Annotated in this window: 20 protein-coding genes and 6 tRNA genes; 3 read left to right on the top strand and 23 right to left on the bottom strand. The window is 64.1% G+C overall.

Annotation, left to right across the window (positions count from 1 at the left end):
- Positions 1-13 precede the first annotated feature (13 nt).
- Genes ACUTR7_RS08440 through murI form a run of 3 tightly spaced genes read left to right on the top strand, consistent with a single transcriptional unit; the run spans position 14 to position 2,179 of the window.
- Positions 14-646 carry a class I SAM-dependent methyltransferase gene (locus ACUTR7_RS08440; protein WP_445608588.1) on the top strand — a complete coding sequence of 211 codons (633 nt, stop codon included), beginning with the start codon at positions 14-16 and terminating at the stop codon, positions 644-646.
- The gene (locus ACUTR7_RS08435) at positions 643-1,230 is read left to right on the top strand and encodes a GNAT family N-acetyltransferase (RefSeq protein ID WP_088165322.1); all 588 of its coding nucleotides are present in this window, start codon (positions 643-645) and stop codon (positions 1,228-1,230) included. Before ACUTR7_RS08440 ends, ACUTR7_RS08435 begins: the two co-directional genes overlap by 4 nt.
- A gap of 58 nt (positions 1,231-1,288) precedes the next feature.
- Entirely contained in the window at positions 1,289-2,179 is an 891-nt protein-coding gene (gene murI / locus ACUTR7_RS08430; protein ID WP_088165323.1) for a glutamate racemase, read from the top strand.
- Between the two features lies 1 nt (position 2,180).
- Here the strand turns inward: murI and ACUTR7_RS08425 are convergent, their stop codons facing one another.
- The 23 genes from ACUTR7_RS08425 to ACUTR7_RS08315 form a co-directional block, all read right to left on the bottom strand.
- Positions 2,181-2,792 (bottom strand): M48 metallopeptidase family protein, encoded by a 612-nt coding sequence (locus tag ACUTR7_RS08425; RefSeq protein WP_088165324.1) that lies wholly within the window; start codon positions 2,790-2,792, stop codon positions 2,181-2,183.
- Between the two features lie 32 nt (positions 2,793-2,824).
- The gene (locus ACUTR7_RS08420; RefSeq protein ID WP_013803265.1) at positions 2,825-3,451 is read right to left on the bottom strand and encodes a DUF6806 family protein; all 627 of its coding nucleotides are present in this window, start codon (positions 3,449-3,451) and stop codon (positions 2,825-2,827) included.
- A 329-nt stretch (positions 3,452-3,780) separates the two neighbouring features.
- Positions 3,781-3,871, bottom strand: a tRNA-Leu gene (locus ACUTR7_RS08415).
- 98 nt (positions 3,872-3,969) lie between these two features.
- A tRNA-Gly gene (locus ACUTR7_RS08410) sits at positions 3,970-4,045 on the bottom strand.
- 149 nt (positions 4,046-4,194) lie between these two features.
- A complete protein-coding gene (locus tag ACUTR7_RS08405; RefSeq protein WP_043824220.1) occupies positions 4,195-4,959 on the bottom strand; it encodes a M48 family metalloprotease in 765 nt (254 codons plus the stop codon).
- A 382-nt stretch (positions 4,960-5,341) separates the two neighbouring features.
- Positions 5,342-5,415, bottom strand: a tRNA-Cys gene (locus ACUTR7_RS08400).
- 43 nt (positions 5,416-5,458) lie between these two features.
- Positions 5,459-5,534, bottom strand: a tRNA-Gly gene (locus ACUTR7_RS08395).
- Between the two features lie 59 nt (positions 5,535-5,593).
- Positions 5,594-5,669: transfer RNA gene (locus tag ACUTR7_RS08390), tRNA-Gly, on the bottom strand.
- Positions 5,670-5,736: 67 nt separating this feature from the next.
- Positions 5,737-5,812: transfer RNA gene (locus tag ACUTR7_RS08385), tRNA-Gly, on the bottom strand.
- Positions 5,813-5,915: 103 nt separating this feature from the next.
- The gene (gene lon, locus ACUTR7_RS08380) at positions 5,916-8,330 is read right to left on the bottom strand and encodes an endopeptidase La (protein ID WP_012204531.1); all 2,415 of its coding nucleotides are present in this window, start codon (positions 8,328-8,330) and stop codon (positions 5,916-5,918) included.
- Between the two features lie 120 nt (positions 8,331-8,450).
- Positions 8,451-9,713 (bottom strand): ATP-dependent Clp protease ATP-binding subunit ClpX, encoded by a 1,263-nt coding sequence (gene clpX, locus ACUTR7_RS08375; protein WP_012204530.1) that lies wholly within the window; start codon positions 9,711-9,713, stop codon positions 8,451-8,453.
- 107 nt (positions 9,714-9,820) lie between these two features.
- Positions 9,821-10,429 carry an ATP-dependent Clp endopeptidase proteolytic subunit ClpP gene (gene clpP, locus ACUTR7_RS08370; protein ID WP_012204529.1) on the bottom strand — a complete coding sequence of 203 codons (609 nt, stop codon included), beginning with the start codon at positions 10,427-10,429 and terminating at the stop codon, positions 9,821-9,823.
- Between the two features lie 135 nt (positions 10,430-10,564).
- The gene (gene tig, locus ACUTR7_RS08365; RefSeq protein ID WP_012204528.1) at positions 10,565-11,875 is read right to left on the bottom strand and encodes a trigger factor; all 1,311 of its coding nucleotides are present in this window, start codon (positions 11,873-11,875) and stop codon (positions 10,565-10,567) included.
- A 339-nt stretch (positions 11,876-12,214) separates the two neighbouring features.
- On the bottom strand, positions 12,215-12,451 hold the full coding sequence (locus ACUTR7_RS08360) for a hypothetical protein (RefSeq protein ID WP_445608587.1): 237 nt from the start codon (positions 12,449-12,451) through the stop codon (positions 12,215-12,217).
- Positions 12,448-14,346 (bottom strand): hypothetical protein, encoded by a 1,899-nt coding sequence (locus ACUTR7_RS08355; RefSeq protein WP_445608586.1) that lies wholly within the window; start codon positions 14,344-14,346, stop codon positions 12,448-12,450. Before ACUTR7_RS08355 ends, ACUTR7_RS08360 begins: the two co-directional genes overlap by 4 nt.
- Before the next feature lie 4 nt (positions 14,347-14,350).
- The gene (locus ACUTR7_RS08350) at positions 14,351-14,770 is read right to left on the bottom strand and encodes a hypothetical protein (RefSeq protein ID WP_017406048.1); all 420 of its coding nucleotides are present in this window, start codon (positions 14,768-14,770) and stop codon (positions 14,351-14,353) included.
- Entirely contained in the window at positions 14,767-15,159 is a 393-nt protein-coding gene (locus tag ACUTR7_RS08345) for a hypothetical protein (RefSeq protein WP_013803269.1), read from the bottom strand. The genes ACUTR7_RS08350 and ACUTR7_RS08345 overlap by 4 nt, the downstream gene beginning before the upstream one ends.
- A 4-nt stretch (positions 15,160-15,163) precedes the next feature.
- Positions 15,164-16,351 (bottom strand): hypothetical protein, encoded by a 1,188-nt coding sequence (locus ACUTR7_RS08340; protein ID WP_445608585.1) that lies wholly within the window; start codon positions 16,349-16,351, stop codon positions 15,164-15,166.
- Positions 16,352-16,368: 17 nt separating this feature from the next.
- Positions 16,369-18,273 carry a hypothetical protein gene (locus ACUTR7_RS08335; protein WP_445608584.1) on the bottom strand — a complete coding sequence of 635 codons (1,905 nt, stop codon included), beginning with the start codon at positions 18,271-18,273 and terminating at the stop codon, positions 16,369-16,371.
- A 20-nt stretch (positions 18,274-18,293) separates the two neighbouring features.
- Entirely contained in the window at positions 18,294-20,156 is a 1,863-nt protein-coding gene (locus ACUTR7_RS08330) for a hypothetical protein (RefSeq protein WP_445608583.1), read from the bottom strand.
- A 12-nt stretch (positions 20,157-20,168) separates the two neighbouring features.
- A complete protein-coding gene (locus ACUTR7_RS08325) occupies positions 20,169-20,558 on the bottom strand; it encodes a hypothetical protein (RefSeq protein ID WP_445608582.1) in 390 nt (129 codons plus the stop codon).
- 2 nt (positions 20,559-20,560) lie between these two features.
- Positions 20,561-23,359, bottom strand: a complete 2,799-nt coding sequence (locus ACUTR7_RS08320; protein WP_445608581.1) for a phage tail tape measure protein — start codon at positions 23,357-23,359, stop codon at positions 20,561-20,563.
- A gap of 98 nt (positions 23,360-23,457) precedes the next feature.
- The gene (locus tag ACUTR7_RS08315) at positions 23,458-24,249 is read right to left on the bottom strand and encodes a phage tail tube protein (RefSeq protein ID WP_445608580.1); all 792 of its coding nucleotides are present in this window, start codon (positions 24,247-24,249) and stop codon (positions 23,458-23,460) included.
- Positions 24,250-24,268: the final 19 nt, after the last annotated feature.

Below are 24,268 nucleotides of genomic sequence, written 5' to 3'. Positions count from 1 at the left end.
CAGCCCATTCAACATGACCATCGCGCTCGTCCTCATCGCCCTGCTGGCCGTGACCAGCCTGGCCTGGCGCCTGTCCTCCCGCCGCCATGTCCTGCCCTGCCCGTCCTGGCTGCGCTGGATGGTCGAGCTTGACAACCCCTTCGCGGCCAGCAACAAGGCCGCCTTCATCGTCGGGCAACTGCAGATCCAGCCGGGCATGAAGGTGCTGGACGCAGGCTGCGGCCCGGGCCGCGTCACCCTGCCATTGGCGCGTGCCGTCGGCGCGCAGGGACAGGTACTGGCCGTGGACCTGCAGCCGGCCATGCTCGAACAGGTGGCGGCCAAGGCGCGCGCCCATGGGCTGGAGAATGTGCGCACCCAGGCGGCTGCGCTGGGCCAGGGGCAGCTCGCAGCCGAGCAGCACGACCGCGCCGTGATGGCCGCCGTGCTGGGAGAGATCCCGGACCGCCAGGCCGCGCTGGCCGACGTGTTCCAGAGCCTGCGCCCCGGCGGCCTGCTGGCCGTGGCCGAGCTGGTCTTCGACCCGCATTTCCAGCGCCGCACCAGCGTGGAAAAGCTGGCAGGCGAGGCAGGCTTCATCCCCCACTCCTTCCACGGCCATGCAGCCGCGTATCTGCTGGTGTTGCAGCGCCCTCTCCAACCATGACCACCACACATTCCCCTGTAGCAACCCTGCGGACACCGCGCCTGATACTGCGCCAGTGGCGGACCGGCGACCGACAGCCCTTTGCCGCGCTGAATGCCGACCCACAGGTCATGGAGCACTTTCCGGCACTGCTCAGCCGTGAACAAAGCGATGCCATGGCAGACAGGATCCAGGCACTGATCGAGGAACGCGGCTGGGGCTTCTGGGCGGCAGAGCATCTTGCCAGCGGCGAGTTCATGGGCTTCATCGGGCTGCATACTCCCGCCGCGTCTTTGCCGTTCTCGCCCTGCGTGGAAATCGGCTGGCGGCTCGCCCGGCCTTTCTGGGGCCAGGGCCTGGCCAGCGAAGGCGCACGGGCGGCGCTGGAGCACGGCTTCGGCGCGTTGCATCTGGAGTCCATCGTCTCGTTCACCGCGCTGTCCAACCTGCGTTCGCAGGCCGTGATGCAGCGCCTGGGCATGGAGCGCGACGCCCATGACTTCGACCATCCGGAGGTGCCGGCAGGCCATGCGCTGCGCAGGCATTGCCTGTATCGCCTGACACATGCCCAATGGCTGCAGCAGCAAGCCATGGCCGCAGCATGAACGCGCCCGAGCGGGCATACTGGGCGCCGCCTCCAAAAGCCTTTATCCGCATCTCCACATGACCTCCCCGGCCTCTCCCATCGGCGTCTTCGACAGCGGCATCGGCGGCCTCAGCGTCCTGCAGGCGCTGCGCCATGAACTGCCGCATGAGCGCTTCGTCTACCTGGCCGACAGCGGCAATGCACCCTATGGCGATGCGCGTGGCGATGCCTTCGTTCAGCAGCGCACGCGCACCATTGCGCGCCATCTGCGCGAGCAGCACCAGATAAAGGTGCTGGTGATCGCCTGCAACACAGCCACGGCAGCGGCCGTGGACATGCTGCGCGCCGAAATGCCCGAACTGCCCCTGATCGGCGTGGAGCCCGCCATCAAGCCCGCTTCGCTGTCGAGCCAGACTGGCCACGTGGGCGTGATCGCCACACGCGGCACGGTGAGCAGCGCACGCTTTGCACGCCTGGTGGCCGACCATGGCCAGCGCGTGCAATTCCATGTCCAGCCCTGCGACGGACTGGCCAAGGCCATCGAGGAAAGCACGGAGCAACCCGTTCCCGCCGATCCCATGGCCACCGAGGTCGCGCAACTATGCGCCAAGTATGTGAATGCCCTGGGCAGCTTCGGACAGAAGACGGGCGAGATGGATTCGCTGGTGCTGGGCTGCACCCACTACATATTCGCCCGCGAGCAGTTGCGCACGCTGCTGGGGCCGGACATCCAGTTCATCGACACAGGTGCCCCGGTAGCCCGCCAGACGCGGCGCGTACTGGACCGACTGGGCACCCTGGCCAGCGAATCAGGCCCCTTGCCCGCGGCAGAGGGCCAGGTCCAGTTGATGACAACGGGATCGCTGCAGGCCCTGCAATCGGCCGCATCGCGCTGGCTGGAGCTGCCCGCGCAATGCTGCTCGTCCGTTCAGGTCGGAGAATCCAGCGCCGTCCCAGCGGCCGCTTGAATCAGGGCTGCGCCTGCCACAGGCGCCGGCCCGAGTGGTCCATCCAGCTCAGGTACAGGCGCAGCTCGAACTCCAGCTGATGGTAGTCGGGCTCCATGTGGGTGCACAGCTGGTAGAAAGCCTTGTCGTGGTCGGGCTCGCGCAGATGGGCCAGCTCGTGGACGACGATCATGCGCAAGAAAGCCTCGGGCGCCTGCTTGAACAGTGCGCCGATGCGGATCTCATGCCGGGCATTGAGGCGGCTTCCCTGCACCACGGTGCGGCGCGTGTGCAGGCCCAGGGCGTTGTGGACCACATGGATGCGGCCGTCGTAGGCCACCTTGTTCAGCGTGCCGGCATTGCGCATGTGCCGGCCCTTGAGGCCATCCACGTAGTCATAGAGGCTCTTGTCCGTGCGCACGGCATGGGCCTCGGGATGCTTGCGCAGCAGCCAGACCTCGGCCTTGTCATCGGCCAGCCAGCCACGCACCTGTGACTGCAGCGCGGCCGGGTAGGCGGACAGGTAGGGAAGCGGCAGCGCGCCACCGGCCACCTCGCGCCGCTGCTCGCGCTGGCGGCGCACGGTCTCGGTGACTGCTCCGGAATACTTGGGCGTGCTGGCCTGTGCCGCCATGGCTGTACGCTGCGCGGGGCAGCGCCTTGCGCTCAATGCAGGTGGCGGGGGCGGCGGTTGCCGCCGTGGCCCGAACCCGATCCGCCCATGCCGCGCGGCGGCTTGCCGATCTCCAGCGAGCTGACCAGGGCGTCGAAGCGCTGGGAGAACAGCTTGTCGATCTCCTGCACCACGCCACCCAGCTCGGAGCCGTCGAAATGGCGCTCCATCAGGTTGACCACGTCCTGCACCAGCAGGTCGCGCTGCACCTGCATGATGGCCGCGGGCGTCGGGCCCACGAAGAGCATGACGAAGTCGTCGCGCGACTCGGCCTCTTCGGACTCCTCTTCCTCGTCGAACTCGGTGTCGTAGAAGGTCACCTCGATGGCCGCGCCCTGCTCGGCCAGCTCGTTGATGCCCATGCACATGTCGTCCAGCGACTGGCGGAAATCCTCGTCACCACGCACGGTCCAGCACACCTGGAGCAGGCGCTCCTTGGTATCGAACTGGATGCCTGGCTCTTCCTCATAGACGCTGCCAGCGCCATCGGCCAGGGAACGGGCCCCCGCATACTTCCACAGCGGACCCAGCGCTTCCTGCAACTGCTCGTAGGTCGTGTCGGGGCGCAGCAGCACTTGGCCGTGCACGTGGATTTCAAATGGAGCGTTGTAATTCGACATGTTCTCGTCTGGGATGAGTTTGGCCACACCTGTCACGCCGCACCATGTGCCACGATCAATGTCAACGGAACGCATGCAGGCATCGCCATCACTGTCTGCCCGAGCCGCGCCATCCAGGCAAGCAGCCCGGGGCCTGATGAATGGATTCTCGCACGTTATGCCAACGGGCAAGGTCTTGGCAACGCATGGACACCGTGCAGCGCAGCAAGCGGGCAGGACCGTCGATGCACGTTGCGGCACGACGCCTGAATTTGCGGAACAGCAGGCGCCTTGGCTGCTTTAATCCGCTACCGTATAGATAGCAACAATGCCTAGTACGTATTGGGTTGTGGTGCCCCGAGCCGGGATCGAACCGGCACGCCCCTGTTCGGAAGCGGCGGATTTTAAGTCCGCAGTGTCTACCAATTTCACCATCGGGGCCCTGCACCGCAGCGTCACAGGTCAGCGCGAACTGCTCACACCTGCAACTGCAGCACCAACGAAAAAGGGAAGCGTTACCGCTTCCCTTTTTTCTGAATTGGAGCGGGAAAACGGGTTCGAACCGTCGACCTCAACCTTGGCAAGGTTGCGCTCTACCAACTGAGCTATTCCCGCATATCTGTAAAGCTGTGCGCTTCACAGAGCAGACTTGAATTCTAGCGCAGATTTTTGGCGCTTCGGAAGAAGCCCGCAAAAAATCTGCACCAAGGCAGATCGCAGCCTGCCTTGCACCTTGCGTCGGCAGGCTGCTTCACCGTCGACGCCTACTTGCCATCGATGCGATCCTGCATGCGCTTGGCCCGCTGTTCAGACGGCGGATGGGAGCTCAGGATGGAGCTGCCGCCGCTGCCAGCGCTGAGCTTGGCCAGCTTCTGGAACGATGTGACCAGCCCCTGGCGGCTCATCTTCTTTTCCGTGAGCAGATCGAAGGAGTAGTCATCGGCCGCCGACTCCTGCGACTGCGAGAACTGGGCATTGATGAACTTCTCACCCAGATCACCCGCCTGCGAACGCGACAGCGAGGCCAGCGCCGAATTGCCGCTATTGGCCGCAATAGAGCGTGCAGCCGAAGCCGCATAGGCCGTCTGCATGCGCTTCTTGCTGTGACCCAGTGCCACGTGCCCGATTTCATGGCCAATCACGCCACGCAGCTCATCATCGTTCATCAGATCCATCAGGCCGCTGTAGACACGGATGCAGCCATTGGCCATGGCCCAGGCATTCACGTCCTGCGTCATATAGACCTTGTAGACAGCCTTCTTCCCATTGACAGCCTGCGGCATGCCAGCAATCACCTTGTTCAGCCGCAGCGTGTACTTGCTCTTTGCATCTGCCACCTTGTTCTGGGCATCCATGGCTGCGCAGGAATCATTGGACAGCGTGACCACGTCGTCATCCGTGAGCGTCATGGCCTTCATGGCCGTGGAGCCCGAATCCAGCAACCCGCCCACATCGGCAGACTCCATGGTTTTACAGCCCGCCAGCACCACGCCGCTGGCAACAATCGCCGTCAATAGCTTGATCTTCATAATCCCTCCCGATAAATGAAGCGCGCATCATATCCACGACCCCCCAATTCAATCTACCGGCAATGGCAACCCATTTGCAATTTCTTGCAATTTCTCAAGGGATAAGCAATGCCAAATTTCAATGACAACTGCTTATTAAAACAAATGGAAACAATTAAATTCACCAAATCAGCGATGAATGACCAAAACAGGCATGCAGTCATGCTCTAGATGCACAGAGCGTGAAGCACTGCCACGGCACTGAATCGGAAGAGAAGAAGATGCGCCAGCCAAGTCGAGGCCGCTGCGGAGACATGGCACCAAGCACCAACAACGATCCGTGATGCAGAAAAAGAAAAAGGCCCCGAGGGGCCTTTTGAACACTGTGTCTGCAATGAATTTTTGGAGGCGCGAACCAGAGTCGAACTGGTCTAACCGGATTTGCAATCCGGGGCATAACCGCTTTGCTATCGCGCCAAGATCACTATCAAACATGCAGCATTGCTGCAGTTTTTAAAACTGGAGCGGGAAAACGGGTTCGAACCGTCGACCTCAACCTTGGCAAGGTTGCGCTCTACCAACTGAGCTATTCCCGCAAAAAATTCAAGCAACCAACCGTCACCTGAATCGGATGTGCACTAGGCACATCCAAAACTGGAGCGGGAAAACGGGTTCGAACCGTCGACCTCAACCTTGGCAAGGTTGCGCTCTACCAACTGAGCTATTCCCGCTTGAATCATCCATTCTGGCAGCTAACCGCCACCAGAACCGAACATACCCGAAAGCATGTTCAAAATCTGGAGCGGGAAAACGGGTTCGAACCGTCGACCTCAACCTTGGCAAGGTTGCGCTCTACCAACTGAGCTATTCCCGCATTTCTACCGAAGCCTGACATTCTACAACGTCGTTTGCTGCGATGGGATGAATTGTAGCGTAGTTCTTGGAGGGTTCAGGAAAAACGCTACATTTTTTCATCTTCAGTGCTTGACGGCTGGCTCCACAGGCTTGGATTCCGCTGGCGGCGGCGCTGCGGCCTCCTCCTCGGACAAGGGCTCGGGCACGCGCTCCAGCGCCACCTTGAGGACCTGGTCGATCCACTTGACGGGGATGATTTCCAGGCCGCTCTTGACGTTGTCGGGGATCTCCTGGAGGTCCTTGACGTTCTCTTCGGGGATCAGCACCGTCTTGATGCCGCCCCGCAGGGCCGCCAGCAGCTTTTCCTTGAGGCCGCCGATGGCGGTGACCTCACCGCGCAGCGTGATTTCGCCAGTCATGGCGACATCGGCACGCACCGGGATACCGGTCAGCGCAGAGACGAAGGCCGTCGTCATGGCCGCACCCGCGCTGGGGCCGTCCTTGGGCGTGGCGCCATCGGGCACGTGCACGTGGATGTCCTTCTTCTCGAAGGCCTCGTCCTTGATGCCGAGCATGCGCGAGCGGCTGCGCACCACGGTGCGGGCGGCTTCCACGGATTCCTTCATCACGTCGCCCAGGGAGCCGGTGCGCGAGATCACGCCCTTGCCGGGCATGATGGCGGCTTCGATGGTCAACAGATCGCCGCCGACCTCGGTCCATGCCAGGCCCACGACCTGGCCGACCTGGTTGTTGTGCTCGGCTCGGCCGTAGCTGTACTTGCGCACACCCAGGTAGTCGGTGAGGTTGTCGGCATTGACGACGACGGTGGGCTCCAGCTTCTTGAGCTGCAGTCCCTTGACCACCTTGCGGCAGATCTTGGAGAGCTCGCGCTCCAGCGAGCGCACGCCCGCTTCACGCGTGTAGTAGCGCACGATGTCGCGGATGGCAGACTCATCGACCTGCATTTCGCCGTCCTTCACACCGTTGTTGGTGAGTTGCTTGGGCAGCAGGTAGCGGATGGCGATGTTGACCTTTTCGTCCTCGGTGTAACCCGACAGGCGGATCACTTCCATGCGGTCCAGCAGCGCGGGCGGGATGTTCATGGAGTTGGAGGTCGCCACGAACATCACGTCGCTGAGGTCGAAGTCCACCTCGACGTAGTGATCGCCGAAGGTGTGGTTCTGCTCGGGGTCCAGCACTTCCAGCAAGGCACTCGACGGGTCGCCACGGAAGTCCATTCCGAGCTTGTCGATTTCGTCCAGCAGGAACAGCGGGTTGCGCGTGCCGACCTTGTCCAGGCTTTGCAGCACCTTGCCCGGCATGGCGCCGATGTAGGTGCGGCGGTGGCCGCGGATTTCCGCCTCGTCACGCATGCCACCCAGCGCCATGCGCACGTACTTGCGGCCCGTGGCCTTGGCGATGGACTGGCCCAGCGAGGTCTTGCCCACGCCCGGAGGTCCGACCAGGCACAGGATGGGCGCCTTGACCTTGTCCACGCGCTGCTGCACAGCAAGATACTCAAGGATGCGGTCCTTGACCTTTTCGAGGCCGAAGTGGTCAGCATTGAGCACGTCCTCGGCATTGGCCAGGTCGTGCTTGATCTTGGTCTTCTTGCTCCAGGGCAGGCCCGTGAGCACGTCGATGTAGTTGCGCACCACGGTGGCTTCGGCTGACATGGGCGACATGAGCTTGAGCTTCTTGAGCTCGGCCTCGGCCTTCTTGCGCGCCTCGGCGGGCATGCGGGCCAGCTTGATCTTCTTTTCGATCTCTTCGATGTCGGCGCCGTCTTCGCCCTCGCCCAGTTCCTTCTGGATGGCCTTGACCTGCTCGTTCAGGTAGAAGTCGCGCTGGTTCTTCTCCATCTGGCGCTTGACGCGGCCACGGATGCGCTTGTCGACGTTGAGGATGTCAACTTCGCGGTCCAGTTGCTCGAAGAGGTTTTCCAGGCGCTCCTTGATGTCCACCAGGTCGAGCACGGCCTGCTTGTTCTCAAGCTTGAGCGGCAGGTGCGCGGCAATGGTGTCGGCCAGGCGGCCGGCATCGTCGATGCTGGCGATGGAGGTGAGGATCTCGGGCGGGATCTTCTTGTTGAGCTTGACGTACTGGTCGAACTGCTGCGTCACGGCGCGGCGCAGAGCCTCGATCTCGCTGGGCTTGTGGGTTTCGGCCTCGGGCGCCACGGGCACGACGGAGCCCACGAAGTGGGTCTCTTCGTCCATGACCTGCTTGACCAGCGCGCGCTGCTGGCCTTCGACCAGCACCTTGACCGTGCCGTCGGGCAGCTTGAGCATCTGCAGGATGGTGGAGACGCAGCCGACATCGAACATGTCAGCAGCCGTGGGCTCGTCCTTGGAGGCGGTCTTCTGGGCCACCAGCATGATGCGGCGGTCGCCCTCCATGGCCAGCTCCAGCGCCTTGATGCTCTTGGCGCGCCCCACGAACAGCGGGATCACCATGTGGGGGAACACGACCACGTCACGCAGCGGCAGCAGCGCCAGGTCTAGGGGGGTGGAAGGCAAAGGGGTATGTCCTGACATGGGAATCCTCGGTTTGTCAGCGGAAGATGGTCCGCACACCGGTGTATTTCAACCCTGCGGCCCGAAAGGATTTCGGGACGCAGGGACTTGCGCTGCCGGACCTTTGCAGGCGGCGGCGCATCAGGCCTTCTTGGCCGCTTCGCGGTAAACCAGCAGCGGCGCCTTTCCGTCTTCGATGGTGGACTCGTCCACCACTACCTTTTCGACATTGTCGGCATTGGGCAGCTCGTACATGGTGCCGATCAGCGATTGCTCCAGGATGGAGCGCAGGCCACGGGCACCCGTCTTGCGCGCCAGCGCCTTGCGGGCGATGGCCTTGAGCGCGGCAGGCCGGATCTCCAGCTCCACGCCCTCCATGGCCAGCAGCTTGCTGTACTGCTTGACCAGGGCGTTCTTGGGCTCGGTCAGGATCTGCACCAGGGCGTCTTCGCCCAGTTCGGCCAGGGCCGTGACCACGGGCATGCGGCCGACCAGCTCGGGGATGATGCCGAACTTGATCAGGTCTTCAGGCTCGATCTCCTGGAACACTTCCGAGATGGAGCGCTGCTTCTTGCTCTTGACCGTGGCGCCAAAGCCGATGCCGGACGCCTCGGTGCGGTTCTCGATGACCTTCTCCAGGCCCGCGAACGCGCCGCCGCAGATGAACAGGATGTTGGTCGTGTCGATCTGCAGGAAGTCCTGGTTCGGATGCTTGCGGCCGCCTTGCGGAGGAACGCTGGCCATGGTGCCTTCGATGAGCTTGAGCAGGGCCTGCTGCACGCCCTCGCCCGACACGTCGCGCGTGATGCTGGGGTTGTCGGACTTGCGCGAGATCTTGTCGATCTCGTCGATGTAGACGATGCCGCGCTGTGCACGCTCAACGTCGTACTCGCAGCTTTGCAGCAGCTTCTGGATGATGTTCTCGACGTCCTCGCCCACGTAGCCGGCTTCGGTCAGCGTGGTGGCATCGGCCATGACGAAGGGCACGTTGAGCATGCGCGCCAGCGTCTGCGCCAGCAGCGTCTTGCCGGAGCCCGTGGGACCGATGAGCAGGATGTTGCTCTTGGCCAGCTCAATCTCGTCCTTGCCGGCCTTGTCCTTGTGACGCAGGCGCTTGTAGTGGTTGTAGACGGCAACGGCCAGCGTGCGCTTGGGCAGGTCCTGGCCGATCACGTAGTTGTCCAGGTTGGCCTTGATTTCGGCGGGCGTGGGCAGGTCGCCTCGGCCGTCCTTGGCCTCGGTGCTGGGCTGCTCGTCGCGGATGATCTCGTTGCAGAGATCGATGCACTCGTCGCAGATAAAGACTGACGGACCCGCGATCAGCTTCTTGACCTCATGCTGGCTCTTGCCGCAGAAGGTGCAATAAAGGTTTTTTTCGCTGGAGGAGCCTTTTTTCTCGGCCATGGGGTCGGTGCCTTGTTACAGAAATATGGAAAAGGATGATAACCAAATGGAAAGCGGCGTTTTCCGTAGGGGGAAAACGCCGCCCATTCTCATGCAGCCTCCGGACTTCAGGAGCGCTTGTTGATCACCTGATCGACCAGGCCGTAGTCCTTGGCTTCCTCGGCGGACAGGAAGTAGTCGCGCTCGGTGTCGTGCTGGATCTTTTCCAGCGGCTGGCCCGTGCGCTCGGCCAGGATCTTGTTCAGGCGCTCGCGGGTCTTGAGGATCTCGCGTGCGTGGATCTCGATCTCGGTGGCCTGACCCTGCATGCCGCCCAGCGGCTGGTGGATCATGACCTGGGAGTTGGGCAGCGCAAAGCGCTTGCCCTTGGTGCCAGCGGCCAGCAGGAAGGCGCCCATGCTGGCTGCGATGCCGGTGCACAGCGTGGACACATCGGGCTTGATGAAGTTCATCGTGTCGAAGATGGCCAGGCCGGCGCTCACGGAGCCGCCAGGGCTGTTGATGTAGAACGAAATGTCCTTGTCGGGGTTTTCGCTTTCAAGGAACAGCAGCTGGGCCACGACGAGGTTGGCCGTCTGGTCATTGACAGGGCCCACCAGGAAGATCACCCGGTCCTTGAGCAGGCGCGAGTAGATGTCGTACGACCGCTCTCCGCGGCCGGACTGTTCGATGACCATTGGGATCATGCCCAAACCCTGAGTTTCCAATGCGCTCATGTTTTCTCCAGTACTAGGGGGCTACTTTAGCCGTATCCGGAAAGAAAATGGGGCTTGTGCGCCAAAGCACAAGCCCCGCAGATGCCAACCCGCCCGCCGATCTCACGAAGCGGCAGGCAGGCGGTGCTCAAACCCTCAGGCCTGGCCCATCAGTTCGTCGAAGGACACGGCCTTGTCGGAGACCTTGGCCTTGCCCAGAACGAACTCGGTCACGTTGTTTTCGATGACAACGGCTTCGACTTCAGCCAGGCGTTGGCGGTCGCCGAAGTACCAGCGTGCCACGTCTTCGGGCTTTTCGTAGCTGGCGGCCAGCTCTTCCACGTGGGCCTTGATCTGGTCGGGCGTGGCGTGCAGCTCGTTGGCGCGCACCAGCTCGGCCACCACCAGGCCCAGGCGCACGCGGCGCTCAGCTTGGGGCAGGAACACGTCTTCAGGGATCTCGGCCTTCTCGGCGTCCTTGATGCCGCGCTGCTGCAGCTCGGCGCGGGCGCCTTCCAGCAGACGTGCGACTTCAGCCTGCACCGAAGCCTTGGGCAGTTCCAGCTCGGCCTTGGACACCAGGGCGTCCATCACGGCCTGCTTGTTGCGGCCCTGGACGCGGAACTTGACTTCACGCTCCAGGTTCTTCTTGATGTCGGCGCGCAGGCCTTCGACCGTGCCTTCAGCCACGCCCAGTGCCTTGGCAAAGGCCTCGTCCACTTCGGGCAGGTTGGCGGCTTCGATCTTCTTGACCGTCACCAGGAAATCGGCGGTCTTGCCGGCCACGTCCTTGCCGTGGTAGTCAGCGGGGAATGCCAGCGGGAAGGTCTTGGACTCGCCAGCCTTCATGCCGCGCACTGCGTCTTCGAATTCCTTGAGCATCTGGCCTTCGCCGACCAGGAACTGGAAGTCTTCAGCCTTGCCGCCGGAGAAGGTCTCGCCGTCGATCTTGCCTTCGAAGTCCACGGTCACGCGGTCGCCGTCCACGGCCACATCGGCCTGGGCGCGCTGTGCGAAGGTGCGGCGCTGCTTGCGCAGGATGTCCACGGTCTTGTCAATGGCGGCGTCGTCCACTTCGGCGGTCAGCTTCTCGACTTCGGCCGAGGTCAGGTCACCTATCTTGACTTCAGGCATCACTTCGAAGATGGCTTCGAACTGGGCCTCGCCCTCGGGAGCGCCTTCCTTTTCGGAGATGCGGGGCTGGCCAGCCACGCGCAGCTTGGCTTCGTTGACAGCCTGTGCAAAAGCCTCGCCAACCTTGTCGTTGAGCACTTCGTACTGCACCGAGTAGCCATAACGCTGGGCCACCACGCTCATCGGCACCTTGCCGGGACGGAAGCCGTCCATCTTCACGGTGCGCGCCACCTGCTTCAGACGGTTCTCGACTTCGCTCTGGATGGAGTTCAGGGGCAGGCTCAGCGTGATCTTGCGCTCGAGCTTTTCAAGGGTTTCAACAGTAACGGCCATGTTTGTTCCTATGAGGGATTGGACCGTGCCGGCTGCCATGCAGCCCGCACCGTATTGCGCAAAGTCACGGTGCATCGCGGACCGAAGCCAGTCGGCCGCGCGGCACCTCAGATTTCAAGGGCTTACATCGCATGCGCCTGGCCGCCTGGACCTCGCATGGTTCGCTCAACCCGTGATAAGCGAAGCCAAGTATTATAAACGAGGCGCTTTTCCCATCAGAAAGGCCGCATTGGGGATTTGCCCTCGGTTTTCAGTGTGCGCCGGCAGCGCGGGGACCGCGCCTACCCGCAGCAGGACCCAATCGCCCGATCACCCTGCATCGAAGCCCTGGCGCACCCCCTAGATATCAATGAGCACATAGGTCAATTGAGGGGCTTCACCCGTGATCGCCTGCCCCTGGACATAGACGCTGCTGCCCTCCTGGCTGCCCAGGGGATTGCGTACGCGCAATTGGCCATTGCCAGGCAGATCGACCGTCGCTGTTCCGTCGCCATGCACTGCACTGATACGCCCCGTGAGCACAGGCTCGTCAGGCAGCAGTTGGACAAGACGCTTGAAGAGATTGACGGTGCTCATACGGTTGCGCGCTCCACGGTAATCTGCTGCCGAACCACGGGCATGGCAGCGCTGAGACGGGTTCCACGGACCAGGCCGCGCCAGGATTCGTCGGTATCGACGACTTCGATCAATTGGCCGGGCCGGATCAGGCCTGGTGCCGTCCCACCGGAAAGCAAGGGCATGGTGATGGACTGGACCAGCTTGTTGCCCGATGCTCCCAGCACGGCCTCGCCACGCTGGCGTGCAGCCACGGCCTCGGTGATCAGGGCATCCGTGACCTGGGGAGCCAGCCTGTTGCCAGCCGTCCCGGCCCGGCGCACGTGACCGAGGATGCCGCCCGCCTGGCCGCTGACATAGATCGCGTTGTAGGCGGCACGCGGCTCGGGCCGCAGCTCGTCCGTCACGATGACGTCCGCCGGCATGCGCACGTCCGGCGTCGCATCCGCCCACTTCCATGGCAGATGTGCGAAGCGCGGCGCGACGATCAGGCGCTCCTGCGTCCGATGGCTGCTCACCACCGCGCCAATCGAAGCAGCCACACGCATCACGGCCGACAACGGCGTGCCACGATGGCTCCATGCGCCGGCCGGCACCAGCCAGTCCGACACCTTCCAGTCCAGCTGCACGCCGGTGAATTCCAGCGCATTGCGGATCAGTTGCTGCGCCGTGGCAGGCGCCGTGTTCAACCAGGTCTGCTCCGGCATGTAGGGACTGCTCAGCAAGGCGGTGGCACTCACGCCCTGTACGGCCACGCGGTGGTTGCCGAAGCTGCGCGTGCGGCTCAGGCTTTGTACGACAAAGACGAAGTCGATGCCATCGACCACCACACGCAGCCGTGCAGGCAGTCCCCCGGACGGGGCCAGTTGATCCAGCAGGTGTTCCGGACCATTGGCCGAAAAGCTCCATCCGAAGCCGTCGTCATCGCTGGCGATCGTCACATCGCTCAGCGCAACGGCTTCCATGCCCGGCAGCAGGGCTGCCTCCATCGTGTGTACTGTCATGTAAACCTTCAGTTGCGGGATGACATAGCGGGGTGGTTGGGGATCCGTGCCCGGCCTGCAGCAGATGAACACGAGTTCGGAGCTTTCGCTCCAGACGCTCGAGAACGCCAGCTCGACGGCCCCACCCGGCGGCGGCCGATAGCACGGTGGCGGCTTGGGCGGATCGACAGGGCGGCCCGGCGTGACGCCGGGCAGCGGCGCCATGGCGTCCTGATGGCGGGCACCGCCCATCACGATGCCCAGCACCCGGGCATCGCCCATGCTGCTGGCGTGCCAGGCACCTTCGCAGAGGCCGTCGCTGAAAGCCTGCCGCATGGCACGGCGCAAAATGATGCCCTCATGGAACCTCTGCAGCACAACCGCCTGGCCAGCCAGTGCGTTGGCCAGGCCCTGGCGCGTGGCCAGGCGCAAGCGCGTACCCTCTTGCCAGGCCTGGGCCGTGAGTCCCCCCACGTCCATGGCAAAGCCCATGCCTTGGCGCGTGGTCAGGCGCAGGCGCGCCGAGTCCTGCCAGCGCTGCACGGCGGCCGCGCCTGCGTGCAGCGCTCGCCAACCGCGAATCTGCGTGACCCTGCCGGCAATGGCCGCCTGCTGGTAGACAGACACCAGGCCGCCCTGTGCCGGGGCGGCCTCTTCAAATCCCGACAATGTGCCCCCCACGGCCGGCCTGTCGGTGCGCGTCTGGTACGCCGCTCCAAGCGCCATGCGCGCCCCAGGAAGGCGAATGCCGGCGCCAGCGGTCTTGCGACGCAAGGCACCGATGGCCACGCTCGTCCCCGGCAGCCGGATGGCCATCCGTGCGACTGCGTCCTGAGTCGAGCCCGGGCCCGAATCGTCCTCGTTGCCGAACACCATCTGGCTGGGTGAGCCAGCGGCCCGTGGGCGATGGAAGATCAGCTCAATGCGTGCCATGGCGCTACTCGATGTAGCTGGTCGGCGCCAGCGTCAGATAGCCGCCCGCGTACAGCTGGGTGCTGTCCGGGATCTGGATCTGACCCTCGCCACCTTCGATCGACACATCCGCGTCGAGCACCAGCGCACCGCTGGCCGAGACGACGCGGCCCCAGGTGGCGATGCCGGACTCCAGGATCATGGCGCCGGCCGCATCACGGGCCAGCAGCCGCAGCCGGCCGGCCACGATCTCGCCACAGGGTCTGGCCAGCGGCAGCTCCACCAGCATGGGCAGGGCCGAGGGCTCGCCGAAGGCGGGCCGCTGGGCGTCCGCAAAGAAGCGCACGCAGGCCGTGCCCGGACCCACGTCCAGCAGCAGATCGCGCAGGCCCTGCAAGCGGGCCTCGTTGGCCTGCACCGTGATTTCAACACTGCGCTGTGTCATGGCATGGCCTCCGGCGTGACGCGGTCGGCGACCACGGCGCGGAAGTCGCCCTCATGGTCGTAGCTGAGCACGGTGTATGCGGTGGTGCTGTCGATGCGCGCGAACTCGTAGTCGCCCTGGGCGTTGCTCCAGGCCTCGCGGACCAGCAGGCCGTCGCGGTCGCGGTACAGACGCACGCGGCGCGAGACAGGCACCTTGGGACTGTTCTTGTCTTCCTGCTCGACTGTGCGGCCGCGCACGCGGCCCAGGCCGTTGCCGCCCAGCACGTAGTCCAGTTGGCTCGCTCCAGGCCGCTGGACGACATACGCGCCCCGGTAAAGTTCTCGCCCACCCAGGCCCACGACTGCCGTGGGCTGGAACAGGCTGGTTGGATAAGACAACTCGGCCATACCGTTAGCGCCAAGGCCCTGTGATATCGATGAAGCCAAAGCCTGCCGGGGAGGATGCAGAGGAGCTATGCGGAAGGGCCAGGAGGCGGCGACCGCTTACGGCTTCGATCAATGTCGAGTCACGCTCGAAATACTGGGCTACCTGCGTCTGCGGCACATACCTGTATCCCGGCACTACAGCACGCGGCGTATTGGCGGAAACCGGCATATTGCTCAAAAACAGCTGCGCGAGTTTCAACTCACCGTCAACGTCACTCGGAAAATTTCCAAACGCAGAGTCAGAACCAGATCCTGGGGCGCCGGTTGACGCAAAGCTCCTGAGCTCTGGGGCTACGCTGCCCCCCAAACCTGTAATGGCCCTCGGCAAGAAGTACCAACCACTGGATGCCGAATCAATGGATCCATTGTTGGGAGTGTTCACGACGTTTGACTGGGATACGCCGCCACAGATCAGACAGGCGTATGCATCCCCCGCCTTGCGCAATGCCAGCAAGTCACCAAATACCCTCGTCCCGCCCGCCGTATTCGTAGGTGAGATTGGCGATGCTGGTGCCGAGTTGTCGAAGAAAATCCGGCTATCACCCACAATCGTCCAGCGTGTAGGGCTGGCATTCGCTGAATTGCTCTTGGCCCACCAGGCGCCGTCAGCTCGCTGCGCAGCGCTGGGAAACGGTCCGGTCCCCGCGTCGATGGCCGACATGCTTTCGTAGCCGCGCATGGATACAGCGGTCGTTGTGCGGTCGTCGACATAGAGGTACATGCCCAAGCTCTGCGGATCGGTGGACCGATACACGGCCTGGTTGGTCCCAGAAAACGGTTTGGCCCAGCCCAGCGCCGCAAACTTGAACGTGATGCCCGTGCCGTTGTCCACGCTGTCGGGCGCGGCCGTGCGGAACTTGAACACACCGCTGGACGACTCGGTCACGCGCTGCTCGCCGTTGAGCAGGGTCTGAGCGGCGCCGGCGATCAGCAGCACGCTGTCGGGCGTGGGGGGCTGCGATGCGCCCACCGAAAACTCCACCGTGGCAACGCCGGCTGCCACCGTGATGCGCGTCGCCGCGCGCAGGCCGAAACCCGTGACCAGGCAAGCGTCGAGCACGGCAATCTTGCTGCCGGCCAAGCCGTTTTGCACGGGGGCGCCGTACATGCTGTAGAGAAAGTGCTTGACGTTGGTATCGACAAGGGATGCCATGGGTACTCTCCAAAAAATCAGGGACGGTCGACGCTGCCGCGCACCAAGTGCTCAAACTGGTAGTCGTCGGCCACAGCCTCGCTAGGCTGCACGGTGCGGATGAGGGCATGGGGGGCAATCCCGCCCTCGGTGTTGATGCGCAGCACGTTGCCCGCGCTCCACCCCTGGCCCCAGCCCAGGGCGCGGATGGTGATGTAGGGCACGCCGCTGATCGGGTTGATGGGCGCGAAATCCACGTTGGTGGAGCCCGTGCCCAGGTTGCCCACGTGCTCGCCGATGAATTCAAAGGTCGTGGCGCTCAAGAAACGGCACATCCAGCGCTCGGGCAGCGCGCCGGCATTGGTGACGAGCAGGGGCGCGATGGTATCGTTGTAGCTGGCGAGGGCCTCGGTGCCGTCCACCGTGTCCTGCCATTTGTTGGTCCAGGTGGTCTGGTCAAACATCAGGCTGACGCGGGCGCGCAACGTTCCGGCCATAAGCGCGCTGGACACCACGCTGCCCACGGGGAACTCGTGGCTCAGCTGCTTGGTGATCGCCAGCATGCCGTTGATCTGCACATCGCTGACGCGCGCCATCTCCTCGATGCGGTGCTGGAACGTGACCGGCTGGGCCCAGCCCGTGATGTCGCTAACCGTGATCTTGCCGGCCTCCAGATCCACGCTCCAGCCCTGCTGGATACGCTGGCCATCGGCGCCGATGACATAGGCACGCGAGAGCCGCACGCGGCCGCAGTTGATGACCTGGCCGTTGGCCACTGTGACGGGGCCGACCGTGCCTGTGTGGCCGATCACGATGTAGCTGCCCACCCGGTAGATGGGCACCCGGCCATCGGGCGGCAGGCGCACCGGGTCCAGGCCGATGACATCAGCGTCCAGCGGCAAGTAGAAGTAGCTGACGCTGTTGTAGCGCAGCGTGGTCGGGTCCACGGGCCAGGGGCGCCAGATGCGGTTCGGCTGCACTGCACCGATGTCGTCTGCCGAGTACCACCATTCGGTCCTCTGGGCAGCGGTCAGCGAGGTGTCCAGCACATAGTCGCCGAACTGCAGCTCCACCACGCCGCTCTGGTAGTCGATCTTGCCGCGCAGGTGCGCGCCCGAGATGAGGCCGTCGATGCCGGCCGAGGCCGTGATCTGCTCGCCTGTGGCATCGGACAGGTTCATGACAAAGCCGCTGGGCTTGATGGGCGCGGCGGCCGTGCGCATGAAGATGCTGGCCGTGGTCCAGTTCTGACGCACAGTCCAAAGGCTTTCGACCACCAGGTCCGTGGCCGGGCCGTCGACGAGGTAGTCAAAGATCCGCGCCACGCCGCTGGAGTAGTCCAGCGCGCCGGCGACGATGCCGGGTGAGGTGGAGGTGCGGTCGCGCACAACCACGCCGTCGTAGTCCTCATAGACGTGGCCCATCCACCGAAACCGCACGCTGCCCGGCACGATGTAGTCGGTGGTGTAGGGGCACAGGTCCAGCACCACCGGCTCCGGTGTGAAATTCATCACATGGTGCTGCGCGCTGGTGAAGTCCTCGGCGTAAGTCACCGCCACCGTGCTGGCCGCCAGCAGTTCTTCGCTCACCGAGGTATCGCGGCGGTCACCGCCCTTGGACACGGTGGAGAAGCTGGGGTCGCTGCCATTGCCGCCCATCGTGGTTTCTTCAAAACTCAGGGCGTTTTCGTAGTCACTGTTGTAGCCCTCGGTCTTGCTGTCCAGCTGGACGAACTTGATGTTGAGGAACTTGCCTGCGTAGTTGATGGTGCCGTCCGGGCCGAACGTGCCCTGGCCGTCATCGGTCAACAGGTGGCGCACCGTGTCCTGGGTCTTGCTTGTCTGGTAGCTGGACCGGCTGTGTGTCGAAGACGAGCTTGCCGATGTCCTTGTTGTCTGCATGACAACGCCGCCCGATACGCGGCCCACTGATACTTCTGCCATGGTTTTTCTCCCTTAATTGATCAGGCGCCCCAGCGCCGGTAATCCACGCCGCCGATGGACTTGACGCCCGCCGTGTACTCGGCGTCGGTCCAGACCACGCCATCGACGTCGGGCGGCACGTAGTGGTTGCCCTCGGGAGAGCTGGTGGCGCCGACCTCGATATAGACGGCCCCGCCGCTGGCGCGCGCACCGCCCTGGGCCATGTACTTGCCTGTGGTCGATCCATCGGATAGAGGCACACGCGAAGTGATGACGGGCGCAGGCGCCGGGGGCACCTGGGGCAGGTAGCTGAATTTGCCGCTGCCGCCGTTTTTGGAGGCCGAGGTACCACCGGATGAGGCGCCGGAGCTGGCCGAGAGATTGCGCACGGTGATCCACGCCAGGGACACGGTGCCGGGCGCAGGGATGGTGTCCAGGGTGATCGCGCCGTAGCCGCCTGCGTCGAGGACGACCGAGACGTTCTTGCTCACCGTCACGGCATAGTCGTACTCGATGGCGAACTGCCCGCCTGCGTCGATCATGAATTGCGGGCGCAGTAGCAGCGCGGCTGATGCGTAGTTGATCTCGCCCGTGGCGGCGCCCTGCAGGTCACCCTGGCCGTTGTCCGTGGCCGTGCGCAGCACGCCGCCCGAGGTCCACTTGATGACCAGCGAGCCCGGCTTGATGCCCTGGTGCGGCAGGCGCATGGCGTGCTCGGGCAGTCGCCAGCCCGTGGCGCTGGAGCGGTTGACGAAGGCCGAGGCCTCGCCCCACTGGAAAATGATGGAGCTGCCCACATCAGGCAGCGCAGGCAGCGTCACGGACACCGAGCCGTTCGCATAGTTGACCGTCCCCACGGCCGAGCCGGTCAGCTCGCCCTGGCCGTTGTCGGAGGCGGTGTACCAGACGCCCATGACCTGGAACGAGACCGCCAGCGTGTTTGGCGCCGGGAAAGGCTTGAGGATGGCCACCCAGCTGAAACTGCGGTTTTCCTGGCCGACCTTGATGCGGCGCGTGTGCGGCGCATTGGGCACGCGGATCTCGCGCGGCGAGGTGGCGAGCACCAGCTGCCGCACGCCGGCCGGGCGCTGGTCCAGCGCCGCAGTCTCGGTGCGTGAGTTGGGCACCAGCTGGGTGTAGATGCTGGCCACCCGCAGCATGCTCTCGCCCAGCTGCACAGCTGCCGTCAGGGGCTGGGCGCCATAGAAGCTGGCCGCGTCCGCCACGGTGGTGTCCCGGATGCGCGTCTTGCTGGGGTCCATTGACCAGCCCCGGTTGGGAGGCGACCCTGGGAAGGCGCTGCGCAGCCGGGGGGTGATCTCGCACGTAGTGACGCTGGCCGTGTAGTCCGTGTAGCCGCCGCTGCTGGAATAGGAAAACTGCAGGGTCTCGGTCTCGGCGCGCAGCACGCGCACGTACTGCAGCACCTGGCTGGCCAGCCCCTCGTTGTAGACGAGGATCAGCGTGCGGCCGATGGTCGGCGCCGGTGTGCCGGGCCGGTGAAAGATCTTGATTGAGGCCTGGCCCTGGACGTGGTTCTCCAGCAGATAGCCGCCCCACTCCGTGCCCGGGATGAGGTAGGCCGCGATGGCCGCGGCGATCTCCGAGCGACGCGCGAATACGCCGCAGGGCGCGATGGTGATGGACACATTCGGATCGTTGGGCACGGCCGAGACAATGATGTTGGTGTCCATCAGCGGCTCAGTGGTGGGCGTTTGCACAGCCGCGTGCACCTGGCGGATGCTCACGTCGCCGCCGGCGCGGTCCACTTCGGTGATGTCCTCGAAGACGCCATTGCTCTTGCCCCAGGCGATGACGTTGCCCGTAGGGCCGCCGCCGCCGTTGGCGTCATCTGTCATGACCTTGGATTCGAGCAGGCGGATATCGCCGTCTCTGACTGTCATATTTTCAACTCCTCAAACTGTGATGAGCCGCAACGTTGCGACATAGGGATTGGCGAGCGCGGGAAGCTCGGGCCTGCCGACGGGCCGGGCCGTGATGGGCTCGTCGCCGGAAAACTGCACGTCGAAGCTGCGGCCATCCGCCAGCCGCAGGCGGTAGACCTGGCCTGCGGCGCCAGCCATCTGCAGCAGCACGAGCAAGGTGGCGCGGCGGATCCAGCCATGGGACTCATCCCCCTCCAGAGTGATCGGACGTCCCGCAGACTTGCCGGCTTCGTCCACGATCAGCGCCCCCGTGATGCTGCGCGCCGTACTGCGCGCCACGGCGGACCATGTGAATTCATCCGTCCAGGTCATCCCGCGGGGAATCTCAAGCGTTCCCAATAGGTGGTTCTTGGCTGTCATCGTCATATTCCGGAAAGGTTCTTGCTTCGCTCAAGCTCCGACAGCAGGCGTTCGATCGCCCGTTCGCCATCGGCGTCGGTCCTTACATTGCCCAGCGAGCTGCCGTTGATCCGCAGGTCGATGACCCGAGCTGCGGCCCCAACCGTGGACGTGTTGGGGGGAGACTCCAGCGGTGCCCTCTGCGCTTGGGCAACCTTGTCCCTCGCCTGCTGCAAAACAGCATCGGCGATAGCCTTGTTCACCTCGTTCGGATTCACGCCGCCCTGGATCCCGCCGAAAATGCCGGCGGGTTTGTCGTACTGCTGCTCGAACTGGTCCACGACGCGCAATGCGGCCGCGTCATCCAGCCCCTGGCCCTTGGCCATTTCGAGCACGGCCGTGCGCGAAAGAATGGTGAGTGCCACTCGCTCGCCTGCGGTGTTCAGGCTGTGGCCTTCCTTGTCGATATTCCATTTCTTTCGGTACAGCTCCAGCTCTCGTTCCTTGAGCTCGTTGGCCTTTTCCTGCGCGGCGATCTCTCGCTCACGCTCGGCATTCAAGCGCTCCAGTGCAGTACGCTGGTCGTTCACGGCACGGGTTACCTGATCGTTCGAGCCTTTCGTCTTGTCGGCAGCGTCTTTCAGGTCCCTGGTGCTTTTCCCTGTCTTGTCCACCTCGGACTTGAGACCTTGCAAGGAGGCTTTGCCCTTGTCCAGGCCCGTATAGGCTTCATCCACCGCCTTGGCCGCCTGCTGCGCGCTCTGAGCGGACTCGGGAAGCGCCTTCTGGATCTTGTTGATTTCCTCCAGCTTCTCTGCAGCGGCCTGCAGGTTGCCCGCCTCCATCAGTTGCCGATATTCGGCGCGCAACTGGCTGACGCTTTGTGACGCGGTGGCCGTCGCCGTAGCCGTACTCTCCAGCGCCACCTTGGTTTCCATGCTCTTTCGGCCGGTCTCCTCGATGGAAGCAGCCATCTGCCGGAAGGCGCGCTCCGATTCGCCGCTCGCCGTACTGGCCTCCTGGGAGCCTTGCACCAGGCCGGTGAATCCATTGCGCGCCGTCTGCGCGGCATCGGCCACGGCCTGCAGGGACTCGGCGGCCTTGTCGCGCATGGCCTGGGCCGAAGCCCCGAAGCCGCCCGCCATCACCTCGGCGTCCTGCGCGGCCAGCTTGAAGGATTGGGACAGTTGGCCGAACGTCACGGCGGCCAGACCTTCGCGCAACTTCGCCACTCCGGTCATGACAGCGCTGGCGATCTCGGCGAACCCCGCGCCCAGGCCATAGATGACGGTCATTACGCCATTGACGCCAGCGCTCATCGTGCCCCAGGCAATCTTCAGCACGTTGCCGGTGTTCGTGCCGTACTCCTGCACCCGCGTCAGGGCGTCCTTGGCCTGGTCCGCGAAGGCCTGCAGCTTTTCGCCCACGGCCTTGAAATCGATCGTGGAAATGAAGCCCTTGGCGAATTCCAGGCCGGAGCGGAAGGCTGCGGCAATCGATTCGCCGAAGCGCCCGATGGCGCCGTCAGCAACTGCGGTGCGGAAGCCCTCTGCCACCGCATCCACCGCCTCCTTGAGAACAGGCAGCACGGGCGTGCCTAGCGTGGTCTTGACACCCTCCCAGACATTTTCGAACCCCTTGACCGAGCCATTGAGGTTGTCCGACATGGTTGCTGCCATGTCGGCGGCACTGCCGGAAGCGTTGCCCAGCGTGGTGGAGAGAGCATTCAGTGAGCCCATGCCCTGGCTGAGCAGCCCGGACAGCACGGGACCGGCCTCCGTCCCCAGTGCCTTGATGGCCTGCGCACCTTCCGGGCCCTTGCCGGCCAGTTGCTGCAATGCCTGCTCGAAATCGTCGGTGACAATGCCGGCCTCGCCCAGCTCCTTGCGGAACGCGCTGGCCGGATCCGCGAACTGGCCCAGGATGGTGTTGAACGCCGAACCGGCCTTCCCCGCATCGGTCCCAGCCTGCGAAAACTGGCCGATCATGGCCACCGTGCTCTCCAGGCTCAGTCCCACGCGTCCGGCAGCAGGGCCCACCGTGCCCAGGGTCTCGGCCAGGCTGCCGATACTGGTGCCGGTGAGCACCGACCCTTTGGCCAGCACATCCGCCACGCGCCCTGCATCCTCGAATTGCAGGCCCATGCCCGAGACCGCCTTGGTCACGGCTTCGCTGGCGGCGGACAGTTCCATGCCGCCGGCCTGCGCAAGGTTCAGGACCGCCGGCAACGTGGCAATGCTCTCCTGGGCCGTCAACCCCGCCTGCGCCAGACTTTCCAGCGCACCGGCAGCTTGCACTCCCGAGTACTGCGTGGTGAGTCCGGCATCCGTGGCCGCCTTGGTCAGCGCGGCCATCTCCTCGGCCGAACTGCCGGTGGCGACCTGGACACGGTCCATTGCCGACTCGAAATCCGCCGCAGCCGTGACGGCATTCTTGAAGGTCTCTCCAGCCGAAGCACCAAAGCCCTTGAGCATGGATGCCCCCACCTCGGACAGTTTGGTGGCAAGACTGTCCAACGAGGCCGCGCCCCGGCTCACCATCCCGCTCACCGCAGAGCCGGCCGCCGTGCCGAGCGCCATGAAGGACTGGGCTCCCTGGGCGCCCTTGTCCGCCAAACTTTGCAACACGGCCTGCACACCGTCCATCACCGTCTGGAAATTGCTGAGCGCTTTTGCCGCGCTGTCGAAAGCAGACCTGGCCGCAGCACCAAAACTCTGGAGCATTGATGTGCCCACCTCGGCTGCCTTGGCCTTGAGGCTATCGAACGCCTTCTCTGCGGCGTCCTTGGCGCGGGTGAGCATGGAAATGGGTTTCTCGTCCATGATTCAGGGTTCTTTTGTAGGCATGTCTGGTTGGCGCTGCCGCCTGTCCAGGCGGCAGGGCGAACCACCCGGCACACGGCCAGGTGGGATGGTTCACATCAGGGGATGGACACGGGACGGCCGTCGCGGTAGATGGCCTGCGCGTTGGGACCCTTGAGAACTTCCAGCGAGAACTGCATGCTCACGGGCTTGGTGTCCTCGGTGATCAGAGGCATCTCGCCCGTGGGCGTGAGCGCCACCAGCGGCATGTACCAGTCGCTGTCCAGGCCGGCAGCGCTGTCGGACACGATGCGGATCGCACAGGTCATGTCGGTCTTGGCGCCCGTCATCACCGACTCGAACTGGCCGGCCACGGGCGTGTAGCCGAAGACCACCTTGCCGGCGGCGATCTGGCCGCCTTCGATGATCTGGACACGGCCGGTCTCCAGGCTCAGGTTGTAGTCGCGGCCCGCGACGTAGCTGGTCTGCCCGTCCTCGCTCTTGATGGACACGGTGGAGACGTTGCGAACGCCCAGAGGATTGGCAGCGGTGGCGCCCAGCTGGTACTGGCGGCCGGGTACCACGGCGCGGCTCTCGTTGTCCACGGGGGTGGCGTCCTGTGTCTTCAGCGCATGGGTGCCGGACAGCCAGGAGGCCACATTGCGCGCGCTGATGTTGTCGCAGGTCAGGGCGCCGGTGCGGGTGACCTTGATGGGCCAGCTGCCGTCCTTCTCGGACATGCCCTCTTCGCTGCTGAAGTGCTCAGCCTTTTCTGCCGCGACGGTGAGGGTGAAGCCCGGGCAGTTGCCCATGGGAATCTCGCCCGTCAGTTGCTCGTTGGCGTCATAGAGGTCGATGTAGACGCGGCCTCGCGGAATCTGGTAGTCATTTTTCGGGTGTGCAATCGGCATGTCGCTGCTCCAATCAAAG

The sequence above is a fragment of the Delftia sp. NA_296.1 genome (assembly GCF_052692095.1).
This window is presented reverse-complemented; position numbering and strand designations above follow the sequence as displayed.